The sequence below is a fragment of the Pseudomonas sp. LBUM1674 genome, assembly GCF_059695635.1.
This window is the reverse complement of record NZ_CP166779.1, coordinates 617,563-637,486: the sequence shown is the minus strand read 5'-3', so window position 1 is coordinate 637,486 and position 19,924 is coordinate 617,563. Positions and strand designations below refer to the sequence as shown.

Genomic DNA, 19,924 nt, shown 5'->3' with positions numbered 1-19,924 from the left:
AGTCGGCCAGAAACTGAATGAGGTCGCTTTACAGATTATTGATGGACGACACTGATGCCATTGAAAAGAGATGCTAGCATAGAGCCACCAGTCGATCTCAGCATGCACCCTACCCAGTAGTCAGGATATGACCGAGCCAGAAGACCCCAGCCGTGAGCGCCTCAAGCACCACTTTGCCCAGCGGGTGATTCATCAGGCACGTCAAATTCTCGAAATATGGCAGCGCCTGCAACGCAATGAGTGGTCCAACACTGACTTATCGGAGCTGAGCGAGGCCAATCTGCGCCTGCTACGTTTCGCCGAGCGCTTCGAACAACCGGAACATACCCGGCTGGCGCGCCACATCGGCCAGTCGCTGCAGGCGGTCTACGCCAATCGCGGACGCCTGAGCAGCGGTCTGATCAATGACCTCAATCACTTGATGCAGCGCTTGTCGCGCACCGGCCTGCGCCATGGCGATCAGCTCGAACACACCTTCCTGCCACCGTTGCGCAAGCCAATCTATGTGATGTTGCAGGATCACGACCGCGCCGAGCGTCTGGCCAGACAGCTGGAGTTTTTCGGGCTCAGCGCCCAATCCCTGGACAGCGTGGCGGCATTTCGCTCATCGATGGTCGAGCGCTTGCCCGCGGCGATCGTCATGGACGTGGACTTCAGTGGCGCCGGCATCGGCCTGAAACTGGCTGCCGAAGCCCAGATCGGCCTGGATGAACCATTACCGCTGCTGTTTTTCAGCCAGCAGGAAACCGACACGCCGACACGCCTCGCCGCGGTGCGCGCCGGTGGCCAGGAGTTCCTGACCGGCACCCTCGAGGCGTCGAGTCTGCTGGAGAAAATCGAAGTCCTGACCTGCGTCGCCCAGTACGAACCTTATAAAGTGCTGATCATCGATGACTCCCGCGCCCAGGCGTTGCACACCGAACGCTTGCTCAACAGCGCCGGGATCGTCACACGGACGCTGCTCGAGCCGATTCAGGCAATGGCCGAGCTGGCAGACTTCCAGCCGGACCTGATCATCCTCGACATGTATATGCCGGCCTGCACCGGGACTGAATTGGCCAAGGTGATCCGCCACAATGATCGTTACGTCAGCGTGCCGATCATCTACCTGTCCGCCGAAGACGATCTGGACAAGCAACTCGACGCCATGAGCGAGGGCGGTGACGATTTTCTGACCAAACCGATCAAGCCCCGACATTTGATCACCACCGTGCGTAATCGCGCGGCGCGGGCGCGCAACCTCAAGGCGCGGATGGTTCGCGACAGCCTCACCGGCCTCTACAACCACACCCACATCCTGCAACTGCTCGAAGATTGCAGCTTCCGCGCCCATCGTGAAAGCAAGCCCCTGAGCTTTGCAATGCTCGACATCGACCACTTCAAACGGGTCAACGACAGCCACGGTCACCCCATGGGCGACCGTGTGATCAAAAGCCTGGCACTGTTCCTCAAGCAACGCTTGCGCAAGACCGACTTCATCGGCCGCTATGGGGGTGAAGAGTTTGCCATCGTCATGCCGGACACCGACCTCGAATCGGCTTACAAAGTGCTCGAAGAAATCCGTCAGCGTTTCGCCGAAATTCATTACCCGGCCCAGCCGCAGGACCTCTGGTGCACCTTCAGTGCCGGGGTAGTCGAGCTGTGCGAAAACTGCGACGGCCTGATGATGGCCAGCCAGGCGGACGAGGCGCTGTACCGCGCCAAACATGCCGGACGCAACCGCGTACAGGCAGTGCGAACATCAAAGCAAAGTGCCACCTTTTCAGCGGAATCGACCGAATCGGTCATAACCCTGTAACACAAACGCAATAACTTCAGGCACTTACCAGTCTGCCGTTGGTAGTCCCGCGATGCGCCTGAAGTTGCTGACCAATCTCAATACCCTCCTGTTAGTCGCCGTGTGCGTGGCCCTTGGCGCCACTCTGTGGTGGTCGCAAAAGGCCCTGGAACGTCCCTATCTATTGATGGAGCGCTACCTGGGCCTGTCCCGGCAATTTCAGGATGACGTCGCGCGCAACATCGAAGATTACCTTGCCAGCGGTGATGCCCTGCGCCTGAGCAGCGGCGGCCAAGCCATCGACCGCCTGCAAAAGGAACTGGGTGAGTTGCCGCCGGCATTGGCCGATACCTTGCGCCCGAGCCTGTCGAATCTGGATGAATTCAGCAAAACCGACCTGTTGGCTGCCGGTAAGCTCGCGGGCGATCCACAGGCTCTGCTGCTGCAGGCCGAACGCGAATTGGGGGCCAGCCTTGATCAGCTGAGCCAGTACGCCAGCGTTAATGCGGCTTACCTGACACCATTGCTCGCCGCGTCCCAGCACTTGGGCAAACTGTCGCTGGCCCGGGAGAAGCTGGTCAGCAGCGGTCGCAGCGAACTGGCCGCCGATGTCGAGCGCGAAGTCAGCAACCTGCGCACTCAAGCCGAACAATTGGACGCCTTGCCACTGCTGGGCATCACCACCAGCAGTCAATCGAACACGGATGATTTCGCCGCCATGATGGGCCTGGAGAACTCCGAAAAAGCGGTCGCCGAAGAGGCTGGCGTCGGCCTCAAGCGTGAACTCAATAACCTGTTGACCCGCTATCCTTCGGAACTTGCCCGCACCCGCGAACAGATTCGCCAACGCGCCGACCTCAGCGTCGCCACTCACCTGAAAATCGCCGCCGTGCAGCAGGCCATCGCAGGGCTGGAACCGGTGGTCCGTGCCCAGCACGGGCAAATCCAGAGCGAAGTGCGACTGATGCAGGGGGTAATGATCGGCCTGATTCTGCTGATCGCGCTGCTGATCGATACCCTGCAACGACGCCTGGCCCGGACCCTGACCAATCTGGCACCGGCCCTGTCGACCTGGGCCGAGGGCGATTTCAGCCAGGACATTGAATTGGGCAAGACCAACCGCGAACTGCATGACATTCAAGCCTCGCTCAATCGTCTGCGGGCTTATCTGGTGGATCTGGTGGGCACCATTCGCCTCAACGCCGAGCAGGTCGCCGGCAGTAGCCGCACCCTGGCGGAGTTGAGCAACGACCTGCACAGCGGCGCCGAGCATCAGGCCGGCGACACGGCACTGATCCGCGATTCCCTCGGCGAACTGGAGGCGACCATTCAACAAGTCGCCGGCGATGCCAGCCGGGCCGCCGACGCCAGTCGACATGCCGGACTGGCGGTGGAGCACGGGCAGAAAGTCATCGGCCTGAGCCTCACCGGGCTGCATGCGTTGGTGGGTGAAGTGCAGGGCAACGCGCAGATGATCGAACACTTGGCCGAGGAATCGGCAACCATCGGTGGCGTGCTGACGGTGATCCGTTCAATTGCCGACCAGACCAACCTGCTGGCCCTTAACGCCGCCATCGAAGCGGCCCGTGCCGGAGAAATGGGTCGTGGGTTTGCGGTGGTGGCCGAAGAGGTTCGCTCGCTCGCGCAACGCACTGCCCGGGCGACCGCAGAGATTCAAACCTTGATCGCCGGCCTGCAAACCGCCGCGCGGCAATCGGTGGAAGGCATGCGCGCCCAGGTCGACCACGCCGAAGCCACCGCCAATCAGGCGCAAGCGGCTGACGGCGCGCTGGATAAAATCGTCGGGGCGATCCAGACCATTTCCGAAACCGCCGTGCGCATCGCCGATGTGACCGCCCAGCAGAGCGGCGCTGTCAGTGAAATCCGCGATCACAGTGAGCGGATTCACCAGTTGGGTGGGGATAACTTGCTGCGCATTGGCCAAGGGCGCGAGCAAGGGGAGAATCTTTTGGTGCTAGGCGGACGGCTGCATACCGCCGTCCAAGCCTTCCGCGTCAGATAGACCGCTTTCGCGAGCAGGCTCGCTCCCACATGGACCGCGCATGACCCTGTGGGAGCGGGCTTGCCCGCGATGACGTCAGCCCGTTCACCACACATTTCCCGTTCTGCACACCCGCCCGACGTCCGCTATCATGCCCTCACTTTCGACACGCGAGACTGTCATGCGCCGTTTGCTTTGCCTGCTGCTTTTTGTGCTCGCCCTGCCGGCCTCCGCCGCCGGTTTGCTGGAGAGTCGGCCCAGTTCCACCCTGGGCGCGATCAACAACAGCGCCGACTTCCTGCCGGTACGCGAAGCCTTTCAACTGAGCCTGGTAGAAACCACGCCGCAATCGATCAAACTGCGTTTCGTCGCCACCGAGGGTTACTACCTCTACCGCCACCGCTTCCAGTTTCGCGCCGAACCTGCCGATGTCGGCCTCCGCGCCCCGCAACTGCCCAAGGGCGAACAGAAGCACGATGAGTATTTTGGCGATGTCGAGGTCTACCACGGCATTCTCGAGGTAGAGGTGCCGCGCATCGATCAACGCGCCTTCACGCTGGCTGTTACCTATCAGGGCTGCGCCGATAAAGGCCTGTGCTATCCGCCCGAGACCGAGCGCCTGGACATAGAGGGCGCCGCTGGCGCCACGAGCTGGGGCTGGCGGGAACTCGCCCTGTTCTTCCTCGCCGGTGTGGGTCTGACGTTCACGCCCTGCGTACTGCCCATGCTGCCGATCCTTTCCGGCGTGGTGTTGCGCGGCCAGGTCGGCGGTTTACGCGGCTTCAATCTGTCCCTGGCCTACGTGTTGCCAATGGCCATCTGTTTCGCCCTGCTCGGTGCGTTGATGGGCATGTTTGGTGCGCAGCTCAATCTCCAGGCGCGCCTGCAATCGGCCTGGGTGCTGGTGCCGTTCGCGACGTTCTTTGCGCTGTTTGCCCTGGCAATGTTCGGGGCATTCGAACTCAAGCTGCCGCACGCCATCAGCAGTCGACTCGACCGAATCGCCGGCCGCACCGAAGGCGGCTCGTTGTGGGGTGCGGCGGTACTTGGCGTAGTCTCCAGCCTGCTGGTCTCGCCTTGCGTATCGGCGCCACTGGCTGGTGCGCTGCTGTACATCAGTGCAAGCGGCGATGCACTCGGCGGCGGCTTGAAACTGTTCATGCTTGGCCTCGGCATGGGCGCACCGTTAGTGCTGGTGGCTACCGGAGGCGCTGCCTGGCTGCCGAAAAGCGGGCCATGGCTGATCTATGTGAAAAACGCGATCGGGGTATTGTTGCTGGGGTTAGCGATCGGTCTTCTCAGTCGGGTGTTGCCGGGCCAGATCACTCTGCTGCTGATCGGTTTGCTCGCCGGCGGTGTCGGTTTGTTCATGGGCGCGCTGGAGTTCGTCTACAAACCTCCTCGAAAACGCCTGGGGCAATTACTCGGGATGTTCCTGCTGTTTTACGCGCTGGCCTGCTGGTATGGCGCATTCAGTGGCCAGACCGATCCGCTCAATCCGATCGGCCAGCCGCGCATTGTCACCAACAGTGAGCAAGCGCAGGGCAGCAGCGCCTGGCAAACCATCAGCACCCCGGCAGAGCTCGATCGCGTACTCGCCGAAGCCAAGTCCTCCGGTATCCCGTTGCTGCTGGACTGGTACGCCGACTGGTGCATCAGTTGCAAAGTCATCGAACACCAGGTGCTCAACGATGCCACGGTCATGGAACGGCTCAAGGGCTATCGATTGATTCGCTTCGACATCACCGAAAGCAATGCCGAGCAACGTGCCCTTCTCGACCGCTACAAACTGTTCGGCCCGCCAGCGCTGATGTTTTTCGGCAAAGACGGCACCGAACAGGTCGATGCGCGGGTGATCGGCGAGATCAACGCAGCGGACTTCGCCGAACGTGTTGCGCAAGCGCGCGGCAAAAGCAAATGACCGGATTTAATACCCCGGTCATATATTTCGCGCAAACATCGGCCATCGTGCGGGCTATTGCATAGAACTGGACAGTCACAAAGGCTTTGCGGCATAGTCGCCGGGTTCTGACAATTGCACACAGATCACAAGGAACAGCAGATGGCGACGCTATTGGTTCTGCACGGACCCAACCTGAACATGCTCGGCACCCGTGAACCGGGCACCTACGGCGCTACGACACTGGCGCAGATCAACCAGGACCTGGAACGCCGTGCCCGTGAAGCCGGCCACCATTTGCTACACCTGCAAAGCAACGCCGAGTACGAATTGATCGACCGCATCCACGCTGCCCGCAGCGAAGGTGTGGACTTCATTCTGATCAACCCGGCCGCTTTTACGCACACCAGCGTCGCATTACGTGACGCGCTGCTGGCGGTGAGCATCCCATTCATCGAAGTGCATTTGTCTAACGTGCACAAACGCGAACCTTTCCGCCATCACTCTTACTTCTCCGATGTAGCGGTGGGAGTGATCTGCGGCCTTGGCGCCAGCGGTTATCGACTGGCCCTGGAGGCCGCACTAGAGCAGCTTGAAAGACAGGCAACGGCTTGAACAACAAGCGTTAAACGCCCCTGACCGACCCTTGGGAGTTGATGATTCATGGATATCCGTAAAGTTAAGAAACTAATCGAATTGCTGGAAGAGTCCGGCATCGATGAGCTCGAGATCAAGGAAGGCGAAGAGTCCGTACGCATCAGCCGCCACAGCAAGACTCCGGCCCAGCAATACTACGCACCCGCTCCAATGCATGCTCCTGCACCAGCGCCTGTTGCTGCTGCCCCGGTTGCTGCTGCCGCTCCTGCTGCTCCGGCCGCACCCGTGCTGAACGGCACCGTTGCCCGTTCGCCTATGGTCGGCACGTTCTATCGCAAATCTTCGCCGTCCTCGCCGTCCTTCGTTGAAGTCGGCCAGACCGTGAAGAAAGGCGACACCCTGTGCATCGTAGAAGCCATGAAGATGATGAACCACATCGAAGCTGAAACCAGCGGTGTGATCGAATCCATCCTCGTCGAAGACGGCCAGCCGGTTGAGTACGACCAACCGCTGTTCACCATCGTTTGAACCGCGGAGAGCCTTTGATGACTGCGAAGTTGGAAAAAGTTCTGATCGCCAACCGCGGTGAGATCGCCCTGCGGATCCTGCGCGCCTGCAAAGAAATGGGCATCAAGACTGTCGCCGTTTACTCCAAGGCCGACAAGGAACTGATGCACCTGGGCCTGGCAGACGAATCCGTCTGCATCGGTCCGGCATCGGCCGCCCACTCTTACCTGCACATTCCGGCCATCATCGCCGCGGCTGAAGTGACTGGCGCTACCGCCATTCACCCAGGCTACGGTTTCCTTGCGGAAAACGCCGACTTCGCCGAACAGGTGGAGAACTCCGGCTTCGCCTTCATCGGCCCGAAAGCCGACACCATTCGCCTGATGGGCGACAAGGTATCGGCCAAGCACGCCATGATCGCTGCCGGCGTTCCAACTGTTCCGGGTTCCGATGGCCCGCTGCCTGAAGACGAAGAAACCGCGCTGCGCATCGGTCGCGAAGTCGGTTACCCGGTGATCATCAAAGCCGCTGGCGGCGGCGGTGGTCGCGGCATGCGCGTCGTGCATAAAGAAGAAGACCTGATCTCCTCGGCGAAACTGACCCGCTCCGAAGCGGGCGCGGCGTTCGGCAACCCGATGGTCTATCTGGAAAAGTTCCTGACCAACCCACGTCACGTGGAAGTCCAGGTCCTATCCGACGGCCAGGGCCACGCCATCCATCTGGGCGACCGCGATTGCTCGCTGCAACGTCGTCACCAGAAGGTTCTGGAAGAGGCACCGGCACCGGGCATCGACGAGAAAGCACGCGCTGAAGTCCTCGCTCGCTGCGTCAAGGCTTGCATTGACATCAACTACCGTGGCGCCGGTACCTTCGAGTTCCTGTATGAGAACGGCGCGTTCTATTTCATCGAAATGAACACCCGCGTTCAGGTTGAGCACCCGGTTTCGGAAATGGTCACCGGCATCGACATCGTCAAGGAGATGCTCAGCATCGCCGCTGGCAACAAGCTGTCGTACACCCAGGATGACGTGGTCATCCGCGGTCACGCGCTGGAATGCCGGATCAACGCCGAAGACCCGAAAACCTTTATGCCGAGCCCAGGCACGGTCAAGCATTTCCACGCACCAGGCGGCAACGGCGTTCGCGTCGATTCGCACCTGTACAGTGGCTATGCCGTTCCGCCGAACTACGATTCGTTGATCGGCAAGCTGATCACCTACGGCGCAACCCGTGACGAAGCGTTGGCGCGCATGCGCAATGCACTGGACGAAATCGTTGTCGACGGGATCAAGACCAACATCCCGCTGCACCGCGACCTGGTTCGCGATGAAGGCTTCTGCAAAGGTGGAATCAACATCCACTACCTGGAACACAAGCTGGCAGGCGACAAGCACTAAGCTTTAGCCCGATCAACAAAGCCGCCTTCGGGCGGCTTTGTTGTTTCTGCATGTGTCATCGAGCAACACACATCCCCTGTGGGAGCGAGCTTGCTCCGGGCGGCGTTCCGACGATGAGGCCATCACATTCGCAATTAATGTTGCCTGGCATGCCGTCATCGTCGGAACGCCGCCCGGAGCAAGCTCGCTCCCACAGGGGTCCTGGATCATTCAGGAACTGCGCGGTGAATGCAGTTCAAGCGGCTCCCACAAACGCCGCGCGCTCGCGTAAACTTGCGCGCTTCTCGCAGCCCGCTAGGCTGCAATCAATATTTTTCAAAGGTGCCCGCCATGCCTTGGCTGCAAGTCCGTCTCGCCATCAGCCCAGAACAAGCCGAAACCTACGAAGACGCTTTCCTCGAAGTGGGCGCCGTGTCGGTGACCTTCATGGACGCCGAAGATCAGCCGATCTTCGAACCGGAACTCAACACCACGCCATTGTGGTCGCACACGCACCTGCTGGCCCTGTTCGAAGGCGGCACCGAAGCCGCCACCGTGCTCGCTCATCTTGAATTGCTGACCGGCAGCCCGCTGCCCGAGCATCACAGCGAAGTCATTGAGGACCAGGACTGGGAGCGCAGCTGGATGGATGGTTTCCAGCCAATGCGTTTCGGTCAGCGCCTGTGGATCGTCCCGAGCTGGCACGCCGCGCCGGAACCCGACGCCGTCAATCTGCTGCTGGACCCGGGCCTGGCGTTCGGCACCGGCACGCACCCGACCACCGCGCTGTGCCTGGAATGGCTTGACGGTCAGGACCTCAAGGATTGCAACGTGCTGGACTTCGGTTGCGGCTCGGGGATTCTCGCCATTGCCGCCCTGCTGCTGGGTGCCAGGGAAGCCGTCGGCACCGACATCGACGTGCAAGCGCTGGAAGCCTCCCGCGATAACGCCGGGCGCAACAACATTGCCGAAGAGCTGTTCCCGCTGTATCTGCCGGAAGATCTGCCCCAGGTTCAGGCCGATGTGCTGGTGGCCAACATCCTCGCCGGGCCGCTGGTTTCCCTGGCGCCGCAATTGTCCAGCCTGGTCAAGCCGGGCGGTCGCCTGGCGCTGTCGGGCATCCTCGCCGAACAAGGTGAAGACGTTGCCAACGCCTACGCCCGGGACTTCGACCTGGACCCGATCGCCAATCGCGATGGCTGGGTGCGTATTACCGGCCGTCGGCGCTAGAATGAGCCTCTGCATAAACCGGATTGCCGCATGACCGACAGCTTCGTCACTCAATGCCCGCATTGCCAAACCAGCTTCCGTGTCAGCCACTCTCAATTGAGCGTGGCCCGCGGAGTCGTTCGTTGCGGTTCGTGTTTGCAGGTGTTCAACGCCGCCAAGCAGCTACTTGAGCAACGGGCTGGCAAAGAAGCAGTCACGCCGGTTGCCCCGGCCATCGTCAAGACACCGCAGCCGCGAGCCATCAGCCAGAAGCAATGGAGCGCCGCCGAGCTCGACCTGGACAGCCTCGACCTGGATGAAGAACTCGCCCGCCTCGAACAGCGGGAAATTCAGCCGACAACGGAATTTGTTCGCCATCGCGCAGACAGCCTGAGCGCTCGCCGGGATACCGCCGAGCACGTCGAAGATCCATGGTCCGACAGCCTGTTCAGCGAATCGGCCGCCGATCGCGCGCAGGCGACCGAAACCACCGTCCCGCCAGAACCGCTGATCGAGACGGGCATACTCTCGCGCACCGAACCTTCGCTGTCCCTGGAACCCGTCGACTTCGACGACGAGCCGCCGAAGCTGCGCCTGCACGATCCACTCGATGCTCCGATCCATCACGAACGCCTGTCGGCCACCGAGGAGATCGACGACAACCTGCCCTCGATCGAGCCCCTGCGCAAGCGGCGCGAACGCAGCGACCCGGCGGTACGCGCCGAAGTCCTGCAGGACCTGACTGTCGATCCGCTGCAACTCGACTGGCAAAAACGCCGATCGCCCTGGGGCCGCCGGCTTTTCTGGCTACTGTTGATCCTGCTCGGCGCCGCCGCCCTCGCCGGCCAGTACATTGCCTACCACTTCGATGAACTGGCGCGCCAGGACCAGTACCGACCGTGGTTCCAGCAGGCGTGCCCGCAAATCGGCTGCACCGTGCCGTCCAAAGTCGACATCGCGAAAATCAAGAGCAGCAACCTGGTGGTGCGCAGCCACCCGGACTTCAGCGGTGCACTGGTGGTCGATGCGATCATCTACAACCGCGCCACCTTCTCCCAGCCTTTCCCGCTGCTGGAGTTGCGTTTTGCCGACCTCAACGGCCACCTGATCGCCAGCCGTCGCTTCAAGCCTGGCGAGTACCTCAATGGTGATCTTGAAGGGATGGCGGAGATGCCTCCGCAAACGCCGATCCACATCGCGCTGGATATTCTCGATCCAGGCTCCAAAGCGGTGAATTACAGCCTGAGCTTCCATTCACCCGAGTGAAACGGTTCAGTGTTACGGCTTTGACGGCATATTTCTGACTTTGACCGCTCGTACCAAACCGCTGGCAATAACAGAATCACTGTTCAGATTTTGTTCAATTCAGCCTTTATCCAGTCATCGAGAGCGGGTATCATGCCAACCCTTTTTCGAAGTCTCATGATCCGGCCCCACAACAGGGAAGCCCTATGTCGGCGGTACGCATCGGTCCATACACATTACACAACGGCTTGATTCTCGCCCCGATGGCGGGTGTCACGGACCAGCCCTTTCGTCAGCTGTGCAAGCGGCTGGGCGCGGGGCTAGTAGTCTCGGAAATGGTCACCAGCGACATGAGTTTGTGGAACACCCGCAAATCGCGCATGCGCATGATCCACGAAGGCGATCCCGAGCCACGCTCGGTACAGATCGCCGGTGGTGATGCACAGATGCTGGCGAATGCGGCCCGGGCCAACGTCGAACTGGGCGCGCAGATTATTGACATCAACATGGGCTGTCCGGCGAAGAAGGTCTGCAACAAGGCCGCCGGTTCCGCCCTGTTGAAAGATGAAGCACTGGTGACCGAGATCCTGCAGGCCGTGGTGGCTGCGGTTGATGTGCCGGTCACCCTGAAGATCCGCACCGGCTGGGACCGGGACAACAAGAACGGCCTGACCGTGGCGAAGATCGCCGAGCAGGCAGGCATCACGGCGCTGGCGGTTCATGGCCGCACCCGTGCCGATTTGTATACCGGCGAAGCCGAGTACGACACCATTGCCGCGATCAAGCAGGCGGTGTCGATTCCGGTCTTCGCCAACGGCGATATCGATTCACCCGAGAAGGCCCGGTACGTGCTCGACGCGACCGGTGCCGATGGCCTGCTGGTAGGCCGGGCTGCCCAGGGGCGGCCATGGATTTTTCGTGAGATCGATCATTTCCTGCGCACCGGCGAGAAACTCCCGGCACTGGACCTGATCGAGGTGGAACGCATTCTGCTTGAGCATCTGGCTGCGCTGCACGTTTTCTACGGAGACGTCATGGGCGTACGCATCGCTCGAAAGCATGTGGGCTGGTATCTCGCAACCTTGCCGGGCGCCAGGGAATTTCGCGCCCGCTTCAATCGTTTGGAAGATACGGAAGCACAATGCGCCAACGTTCAGGGCTTCTTCGCCGAACGTTACAAGAGCCTGACAGGGGACGGAGACGAGGTGGCCGCATGACGATGATGACCGAGACTTTAGTGAGTGGAACAACACCCGTGAGCGACAACGTGAATTTGAAACAGCACCTCAATACGCCGAGCGAAGAAGGCCAGACCCTTCGCGGGAGTGTCGAGAAGGCGCTGCACAATTATTTCGCCCACCTTGAGGGCGCTGCCGTCACGGATGTGTACAACCTCGTGCTGTCCGAAGTCGAGGCGCCCCTGCTCGAGTGCGTGATGAACTACGTCAAGGGCAACCAGACCAAGGCCAGCGAGCTGCTCGGACTGAACCGAGGCACCCTGCGCAAGAAACTCAAGCAGTACGATTTGCTGTAAGCATTCAATCAAACCAGAAAGGCGCCCGCGTAAAAACGGTCGCCTTTTTTGCTGACTCCTTTGCTTTTGATGGAAATTGAAATGACCGACCAGACTACCCGCCTGCCGATCCGCCGCGCTTTGATCAGCGTTTCCGACAAGACCGGGATCCTCGAATTCGCCAAGGAGCTTGAAGCCTTGGGCGTCGAGATCCTCTCCACTGGCGGGACGTTCAAGCTGCTGCGTGACAATGGCGTTGCCGCAGTGGAAGTCGCGGATTACACCGGTTTCGCAGAAATGATGGACGGGCGGGTGAAAACCCTGCACCCGAAAATCCACGGCGGGATCCTCGGTCGTCGCGGTATCGACGACGCCATCATGAACGAGCACGGTATCAAGCCGATCGACCTGGTAGCGGTCAACCTGTACCCGTTCGAAGCGACCATCAACAAGCCAGGCTGCGACCTGCCGACCGCCATCGAGAACATCGACATCGGCGGCCCGACCATGGTCCGTTCGGCCGCCAAGAACCACAAGGACGTGGCCATCGTGGTGAATGCCAGCGACTACGCCAACGTCCTGGAAAGCCTCAAGGCCGGTGGCCTGACCTACGCTCAGCGCTTCGACCTGATGCTCAAGGCCTTCGAGCACACCGCCGCCTACGACGGCATGATCGCCAACTACATGGGCACCGTGAACCAGGCCGCTGAAACACTCAGCACCGAAGGTCGTAGCGAATTCCCGCGCACCTTCAACAGCCAGTTCGTCAAAGCCCAGGAAATGCGCTATGGCGAGAACCCGCACCAGAGCGCGGCGTTCTACGTGGAAACCAAGCCTGCCGAAGTCGGCATCGCTACCGCGACCCAACTGCAAGGCAAGGAACTGTCGTACAACAACGTGGCCGACACCGACGCCGCGCTGGAATGCGTGAAGAGCTTCGTCAAGCCGGCCTGCGTCATCGTCAAGCACGCCAACCCATGCGGCGTGGCCGTGAGCCCGGACGCCGAAGGCGGCATTCGTCAGGCCTACGAGCTGGCCTACGCCACCGACACCGAATCCGCGTTCGGCGGCATCATCGCCTTCAACCGCGAACTGGATGCTGAAACCGCCAAGGCTATCGTCGAGCGTCAGTTCGTCGAAGTGATCATCGCCCCGTCCGTCAGCGAAGCAGCTCGCGCCATCGTGGCCGCAAAAGCCAACGTGCGCCTGCTGGCCTGCGGCGAGTGGTCGGCTGACCGCGCTGCTGCCTGGGACTACAAGCGTGTCAACGGCGGCCTGCTGGTACAAAGCCGTGACATCGGCATGATCAGCGCCGATGACCTGAAAGTCGTGACCAAGCGTGCTCCGACCGAACAGGAAATCCACGACCTGATCTTCGCCTGGAAAGTTGCCAAGTACGTCAAGTCCAACGCCATTGTCTACGCCAAGAACCGTCAGACCATCGGCGTCGGCGCTGGCCAGATGAGCCGCGTGAACTCCGCGCGCATTGCTGCGATCAAGGCTGAGCATGCTGGGTTGCAGGTAGCAGGCTCGGTGATGGCCTCCGACGCCTTCTTCCCGTTCCGCGATGGCCTGGACAATGCGGCCAAGGTCGGCATCACTGCGGTGATCCAGCCAGGCGGCTCGATGCGTGACAACGAAGTGATTGCGGCAGCTGACGAGGCTGGCATCGCGATGGTATTCACCGGCATGCGCCACTTCCGTCACTAAGTACGACGATCACTGTGGGAGCGGGCTTGCCCGCGATGCAGGCACCTCGGTCTGTCAGGCAGTCCGAGGAGATGCTATCGCAGGCAAGCCAGCTCCCACAGAAAAGCAGCTTCAGTGCTGCCTCCAGAATTAGCGTCATCCGAGGTTTTTGAAATGAATGTTTTGATCATTGGCAGCGGTGGCCGTGAACACGCCCTGGCCTGGAAAGTGGCTCAGGATCCGCGCGTGCAGAAGGTTTTCGTTGCCCCGGGCAACGCCGGCACCGCCATCGAAGCCAAGTGCGAGAACGTCGCCATCGACGTGCTCGCCCTTGAGCAGCTTGCAGATTTTGCGCAGAAGAACGTTTCCCTGACCATCGTCGGCCCGGAAGTGCCACTGGTCGCCGGCGTCGTCGATCTGTTCCGCTCCCGCGGCCTGGATTGCTTCGGTCCGACCGCTGGCGCTGCGCAACTGGAAGGTTCGAAAGCCTTCACCAAGGATTTCCTGGCTCGCCACAAGATCCCGACCGCCGACTACCAGAACTTCACCGAGATCGAGCCGGCCCTGGCTTATCTGCGTGAAAAAGGCGCACCGATCGTGATCAAGGCCGATGGCCTGGCCGCCGGCAAAGGCGTGATCGTTGCAATGACCCTGGAAGAAGCCGAAGACGCCGTACGCGACATGCTCGCGGGCAATGCTTTCGGTGACGCCGGTTCGCGCGTGGTGATCGAAGAGTTCCTCGACGGCGAAGAAGCCAGCTTCATCGTCATGGTCGACGGCAAGAACGTATTGCCAATGGCCACCAGCCAGGACCACAAACGCGTCGGCGACGGCGACACCGGCCCGAACACCGGTGGCATGGGTGCTTACTCCCCAGCTCCGGTAGTCACCAGCGAAGTGCACAAGCGCGTCATGGACCTGGTGATCTGGCCTACCGTGCGCGGCATGGCCGAGGAAGGCAACGTTTACACCGGTTTCCTGTACGCCGGCCTGATGATTGACAAGGCAGGTAACCCGAAAGTCATCGAATTCAACTGCCGTTTCGGTGACCCCGAGACCCAACCGGTCATGCTGCGTCTGCAGTCGAGCCTGGTGTTGCTGGTCGAAGCTGCCCTGGCGCAAGCCCTGGACAAGGTCGAAGCACAATGGGATCCACGTCCGAGCGTCGGCATCGTGCTGGCCGCTGGCGGCTATCCTGGTGACTACGCCAAAGGCGCGGCCATCAACGGTCTGGATGCAGCCGCGGAACTGGAAGGCAAAGTCTTCCACGCCGGCACTGCACTCAAGGACGGTCAAGTGGTGACAGCCGGTGGTCGGGTGCTCTGTGCCACTGCCATGGGTGCCAGCGTCGATGCTGCTCAGCAACAGGCTTACGCGTTGGCGGGCAGGATCGACTGGGAAGGCTGTTTCTATCGCAAGGACATTGGCTACCGCGCCATTGCCCGCGAGCGTGGCGAAAATCAGGAATAAGCCATCCATTCGGCAGGGCAAGGGCTTCAGGCCCTTGCCGGGCTATTCCGGGGCCGCGCATAGTTATATTCTGGCATCAACCTACGAAGGGATTTCGCCGTGCGCTGGCTCAGGATTGCCATAGGTTTCACTGTCACTCTGCTGACACTGCTCTGCATGCTACCGGCCCTGGCCGCGCAAGGCAGTGGCTGGGCGGTATTGCTCGACGAACAGGGCGACCTGCAGCTGAGTGACATCCGCTCCGCTCGCTACTCCAATCAATTCAGCCCCATCGAGCTTGAACACCTTTCCGCCGCTGAGCCCGATGGTGCGCTATGGTTGCGTTTCAGGCTCGCACCCGGCAAACACGAACAGTTGCTGCGGGTGTTCGCTCCCGACCTTTCCGACCTCGATCTTTATGTACTGGAAGGCGACAGCCTGATCGAGGAGCTGGACAGCGGCGCGGAACAGCCTCAGGTTGACCGGCCATTGCCCAACAGCGACTTCATGTTGCCGTTACCCCAAAGCGACAAACCCCTCGACGTTTACCTGCGCCTGGTCTCCGAACACCAGATGCGACCTTACATCACCCTGCAATCGGCAATCATGATCGCGGCCAATCAGAACCAGACCCTGATCTACGGCCTGCTGTTCGGCTGCCTCGGGATGCTGATCCTGCACAACCTGATCCGCTACGCGTACACCCGGTCGCGCAGCTGCCTGTGGCTGTCTGGCTGTGAAGCCTTGTTGATGCTCAGCCTGGTGTTGCTGCTGAACCTCGCGGGGCCATGGTTGCCGGACTGGCAAGCGGTCCAGACGCCTGGCGCTTATCTCGCCCTGCTGCTGACCGCTCCGTGCGGCCTGATGTTCGCCTATCGCTTTTTCGCCCCGCTCGGCCCGCACCCGCTGAACAAACTGTTGCTAGGCGACATCGTGGTCATCATCGTCTGCGGCCTGCTGCTGTTGTTCGTCAACACGCTGCCATTGAACATCATCACCTACGCCCTGGTCGCACTGGCGGGCCTGAGCATGTTGTTCGTCAGCGTCCACCACTGGCAAAAAGGCTATCGTCCCGCCCGCCTTTTCGTGTTGGCGATGGTTGTATTCAACGTCGGCACGCTGATTATCCTGCCCGCCCTGCTGGGGCTGACCCTGGTCGAGCCGCAAGGCCTGATCACCGCCCTGCTGGTGTTCATCTGCATCAGCGGCCTGCTGATGAGCATTGCCCTGAGCGAACGCCAGCGCAGTATCACCGAAGACCGTTTCAGCCTCAGCCGCGATCTGGCCGCCAGCAACGCCGAGATCAATGCCAAGGCCGAATTCCTGGCCAAGATCAGCCACGAAATCCGCACCCCGATGAATGGCGTGCTGGGCATGACCGAACTGCTGCTGGGCACGCCACTCTCGGTCAAGCAGCGCGACTACGTGCAAACCATCCACAGTGCCGGCAATGAACTGCTGACATTGATCAACGAGATCCTCGACATCTCCAAGCTCGAATCCGGGCAGATCGAGCTGGATGACGTCCAGTTCGATCTCAACGCGCTGATCGAAGACTGCCTGAGCATCTTCCGCGCCAAGGCCGAGCAGCAGAACGTAGAGCTGATCAGCTTTATCCAGCCGCAAGTACCTCGGGTGATCAGCGGTGACCCGACGCGCCTGCGCCAGACCCTGCTGAGCCTGCTGGAAAACGCTCTGAAAAAAACCGATGAAGGTGAAATCCTGATCGTCGTCGCCCTCGACGAGCGCAGCGCCAAACCGCGCTTGCGCATTGCCGTACAGGACAGCGGCGAGCCCATGGACACCGAAGAACGCGACGCGCTGATGCACGCCGAACTGCACAGCAAAAACTTTCTCTCGGCCTCCCGCCTGGGGGGCCATCTGGGCCTGGTGATCGCCCGCCAGCTGATCCGTTTGATGCACGGGGAGTTCGGCATCAAGAGCGGCAGCACCCAGGGCAGTACCTTGTGGCTGACCTTGCCGCTGGACCCTGACCGTCTCGAACACCCCACCTCCGACCTCGATGGTCCGCTACAGGGCGCACGGGTATTGGTGGTGGACGACAACGACACCTGCCGCAAGGTGTTGGTGCAGCAGTGCAGCGCGTGGGGCCTGAACGTCAGCGCCGTAGCTTCGGGCAAGGAGGCCCTCGCGCTGCTGCGCACCAAGGCCCACTTGCGCGATTATTTCGACGTGGTACTGCTCGACCAGAACATGCCCGGCATGACCGGCATGCAACTGGCGGCCAAGATCAAGGAAGACCCGAGCCTCAACCACGACATCCTGCTGATCATGCTCACCGGCATCAGCAATGCGCCGAGCAAGATCATCGCGCGCAATTCCGGGATCAAACGCATCCTCGCCAAGCCGGTGGCCGGCTACACCCTCAAGACGACACTGGCGGATGAACTGAACCAGCGTGACAAGGGGCTCGTCGCTTCGCATCAGCTGCCTCCCGGCCCTGCCCTGCCGGTCAAGGTGCCCAGCGACTTCCGCATTCTGGTGGCCGAAGACAACAGCATTTCGACCAAGGTGATCCGCGGCATGCTGGGCAAACTCAACCTGCAACCCGATACCGCCAGCAATGGCGAAGAGGCCTTGCAAGCGATGAAAGCCCAACGTTACGACCTGGTATTGATGGATTGTGAAATGCCGATCCTCGACGGTTTCTCCGCCACCCAGCAATTGCGCGCCTGGGAAGTCGGCAACCAGCGAACCCGCACCCCCGTGGTCGCGTTGACCGCGCACATCCTCGCCGAGCACAAGGAACGCGCGCGCCAGGCCGGCATGGACGGGCACATGGCCAAACCGGTCGAGCTGTCGCAGTTGCGTGAACTGATCGAACACTGGGTTGCCCAGCGCGATGAGCAGAACCGGGCGGCGACGCAAACGTCCTGAGCCGACAGACTCCGCAGTGCCTGATAGACTCCCCCTCGACTTCCCTCGCCAGTGAGCTTGCACCATGCTCCACGTGTTGTTCAGCGTTTACCTGAAGATGCTGGTGCTCTACAGCCCATTCTTCGTGTTGTCCTGCTTCATCAGTCTGACCCGCGGTTATTCGCGCAAGGAACAACGTCGGCTGGCCTGGAAAGTGGCGACGGCCACGCTGGTTTCCAGCGTCTTGCTGTACCTGTTCGGAAGGGTGATTTTCAATGTCTTCGGCATCACCGTGGACGCCTTCCGCATCGGCGCCGGCAGCGTGCTGTTCATCTCGGCGCTGGGCATGGCGCAGGGCAAGTCGGCGGTGCAGACCGATAACGTGCAACAGGACGTGACCATCGTTCCGCTGACCATTCCCCTGACGGTCGGCCCCGGCACCATCGGCGCCTTGCTGGTGATGGGCGTGAGCCAACCACACTGGGACGACAAGCTCATGGCCATCCTCAGTATCGCCCTGGCGAGCCTCACCGTCGGTGTGGTGCTTTATCTGTCCAACCGGATTGAGCGAATTCTGGGTGACCAGGGTTTGCAGATTGTCAGTCGGCTGATGGGGTTGTTTGTGTGCGCGCTGGCGGCGCAGATTATTTTTACCGGGGTGAAGGGGTATCTGGTGCCTTAGCGGCAGTCGCGACTGAAAGCCAGAGGCCCGAGCCCGACGCCTCTGGCAACTGAACTTCATTTAAACCGGCGCGAACTCCATGAATATGACTTCTCTAAGATCGTCGAGATACTTGATGCACTCAGCCTCTTTTCTCAAGTCTTCCTCGTGAATACTGAAGTGAGCTCTACCTTGATAGATTTGGACATCGGCACTGTCCCATTCCACAAAAAGAATTTTTGTATTACTCGCCGATGAGTCATAACGCAGCGTACCCACGACCATCGTCACCTCAGCATCATCGTCCTGTTTGCAAGCAGACACACCGAAGCCTGCACCGTTGGCTTCAGCCGCATGATGCTCAAGAAGCTTGACGGCATCAGGTTGTTTCTTTAACGCTTCAAAGGTTTTGTCCGCGACAACTTTCAGCGCACTCGCAGCGGAACCCGCCAAACCACCGGCAGCAGAGTGAATAATATCCAGGGCTACATTATCCAATGTAAGCTTTGCGGTGCTGGACTTGTATTCAGTGAAAGCACCGTGATATTCGGTCCAGCCCATCGAAAACATAAGATTTTTGAAGCACTCATAACACGCCAGTTTCTCTGTTTTACCTGGGTATAAGAACCTTGAAGCAATATCGGCATAAGCGTATGTGTTTTTTACAATACGCTTGTTGCGTCGACTCATCCCCTCCAGAAAACCAACCACAGCGCTACCCATAACCGCGGCACTCAGCTCATCCCTATCAATAGGTAACGTAGCCGCTGAACGCACACGAGCTTTCGGACCGACAAGCTCAAGTTTGGCTCGACACTGCTCAAGACATTGATCGAAATAAGCACTCGCCTCTACTTCATTCATCTTATCCATTTCAATAAATCCTTTTATTTAAATATTCAAGACAGCCTGAATTAGCTCTCCACTAAAACCTATCGCACCGAACAGAGAACTTCAACACCATCAAAACTGAAAAAAAAGACCCAAACATCAACTTACCCGCAGCAACTCACAACAAACACCCACAAAATAAACACTTCAAAAAAAGCAAAACCTAACAACCAGGCACGCCTCAGCACAACTCTATAAAAAAGCGAGAAGTCGACCTACACGCAAAGGTAA

14 protein-coding genes and 1 pseudogene are annotated in these 19,924 nt (G+C 60.2%); 14 read left to right on the top strand and 1 reads right to left on the bottom strand.

Features of this window, described 5'->3' with window-relative positions; genetic code table 11:
* Positions 1-127 precede the first annotated feature (127 nt).
* The 14 genes and pseudogenes from ACA067_RS02880 to ACA067_RS02815 all read left to right on the top strand — a co-directional run bounded on the left by ACA067_RS02880 (position 128) and on the right by ACA067_RS02815 (position 18,823).
* Positions 128-1,798 (top strand): diguanylate cyclase, encoded by a 1,671-nt coding sequence (locus ACA067_RS02880; protein WP_497460532.1) that lies wholly within the window; start codon positions 128-130, stop codon positions 1,796-1,798.
* 1,492 nt (positions 1,799-3,290) lie between these two features.
* A pseudogene (locus ACA067_RS02875) lies at positions 3,291-3,800 on the top strand (methyl-accepting chemotaxis protein); the annotation flags it as partial.
* Between the two features lie 160 nt (positions 3,801-3,960).
* Positions 3,961-5,700, top strand: coding sequence for a protein-disulfide reductase DsbD (locus ACA067_RS02870; protein ID WP_497460531.1), 1,740 nt, complete (start codon positions 3,961-3,963; stop codon positions 5,698-5,700).
* A 141-nt stretch (positions 5,701-5,841) separates the two neighbouring features.
* Complete coding sequence (aroQ, locus tag ACA067_RS02865; protein WP_017336343.1) at positions 5,842-6,294, top strand: type II 3-dehydroquinate dehydratase; 453 nt, start codon at positions 5,842-5,844, stop codon at positions 6,292-6,294.
* A 48-nt stretch (positions 6,295-6,342) separates the two neighbouring features.
* Positions 6,343-6,804, top strand: a complete 462-nt coding sequence (accB, locus tag ACA067_RS02860; protein WP_054044024.1) for an acetyl-CoA carboxylase biotin carboxyl carrier protein — start codon at positions 6,343-6,345, stop codon at positions 6,802-6,804.
* A gap of 17 nt (positions 6,805-6,821) precedes the next feature.
* On the top strand, positions 6,822-8,180 hold the full coding sequence (gene accC / locus ACA067_RS02855) for an acetyl-CoA carboxylase biotin carboxylase subunit (protein WP_084319199.1): 1,359 nt from the start codon (positions 6,822-6,824) through the stop codon (positions 8,178-8,180).
* Positions 8,181-8,510: 330 nt separating this feature from the next.
* Positions 8,511-9,389 (top strand): 50S ribosomal protein L11 methyltransferase, encoded by an 879-nt coding sequence (gene prmA / locus ACA067_RS02850; RefSeq protein ID WP_497460530.1) that lies wholly within the window; start codon positions 8,511-8,513, stop codon positions 9,387-9,389.
* Positions 9,390-9,419: 30 nt separating this feature from the next.
* Positions 9,420-10,634, top strand: a complete 1,215-nt coding sequence (locus ACA067_RS02845) for a DUF3426 domain-containing protein (RefSeq protein WP_497460529.1) — start codon at positions 9,420-9,422, stop codon at positions 10,632-10,634.
* A 185-nt stretch (positions 10,635-10,819) separates the two neighbouring features.
* Entirely contained in the window at positions 10,820-11,830 is a 1,011-nt protein-coding gene (gene dusB / locus ACA067_RS02840) for a tRNA dihydrouridine synthase DusB (protein ID WP_497460528.1), read from the top strand.
* Positions 11,827-12,147, top strand: coding sequence for a DNA-binding transcriptional regulator Fis (gene fis, locus ACA067_RS02835; RefSeq protein ID WP_007907419.1), 321 nt, complete (start codon positions 11,827-11,829; stop codon positions 12,145-12,147). Before dusB ends, fis begins: the two co-directional genes overlap by 4 nt.
* Positions 12,148-12,228: 81 nt before the next feature.
* The gene (gene purH / locus ACA067_RS02830) at positions 12,229-13,836 is read left to right on the top strand and encodes a bifunctional phosphoribosylaminoimidazolecarboxamide formyltransferase/IMP cyclohydrolase (protein ID WP_497460527.1); all 1,608 of its coding nucleotides are present in this window, start codon (positions 12,229-12,231) and stop codon (positions 13,834-13,836) included.
* Between the two features lie 153 nt (positions 13,837-13,989).
* Positions 13,990-15,285 (top strand): phosphoribosylamine--glycine ligase, encoded by a 1,296-nt coding sequence (gene purD / locus ACA067_RS02825; protein ID WP_497460526.1) that lies wholly within the window; start codon positions 13,990-13,992, stop codon positions 15,283-15,285.
* Between the two features lie 99 nt (positions 15,286-15,384).
* Positions 15,385-18,162, top strand: a complete 2,778-nt coding sequence (locus tag ACA067_RS02820; protein ID WP_497460525.1) for a hybrid sensor histidine kinase/response regulator — start codon at positions 15,385-15,387, stop codon at positions 18,160-18,162.
* A 64-nt stretch (positions 18,163-18,226) separates the two neighbouring features.
* Positions 18,227-18,823, top strand: a complete 597-nt coding sequence (locus ACA067_RS02815) for a MarC family protein (protein ID WP_497460524.1) — start codon at positions 18,227-18,229, stop codon at positions 18,821-18,823.
* Between the two features lie 60 nt (positions 18,824-18,883).
* Here ACA067_RS02815 and ACA067_RS02810 read toward each other — a convergent pair whose 3' ends face one another.
* On the bottom strand, positions 18,884-19,675 hold the full coding sequence (locus tag ACA067_RS02810; RefSeq protein WP_497460523.1) for a hypothetical protein: 792 nt from the start codon (positions 19,673-19,675) through the stop codon (positions 18,884-18,886).
* Positions 19,676-19,924 lie beyond the last annotated feature (249 nt).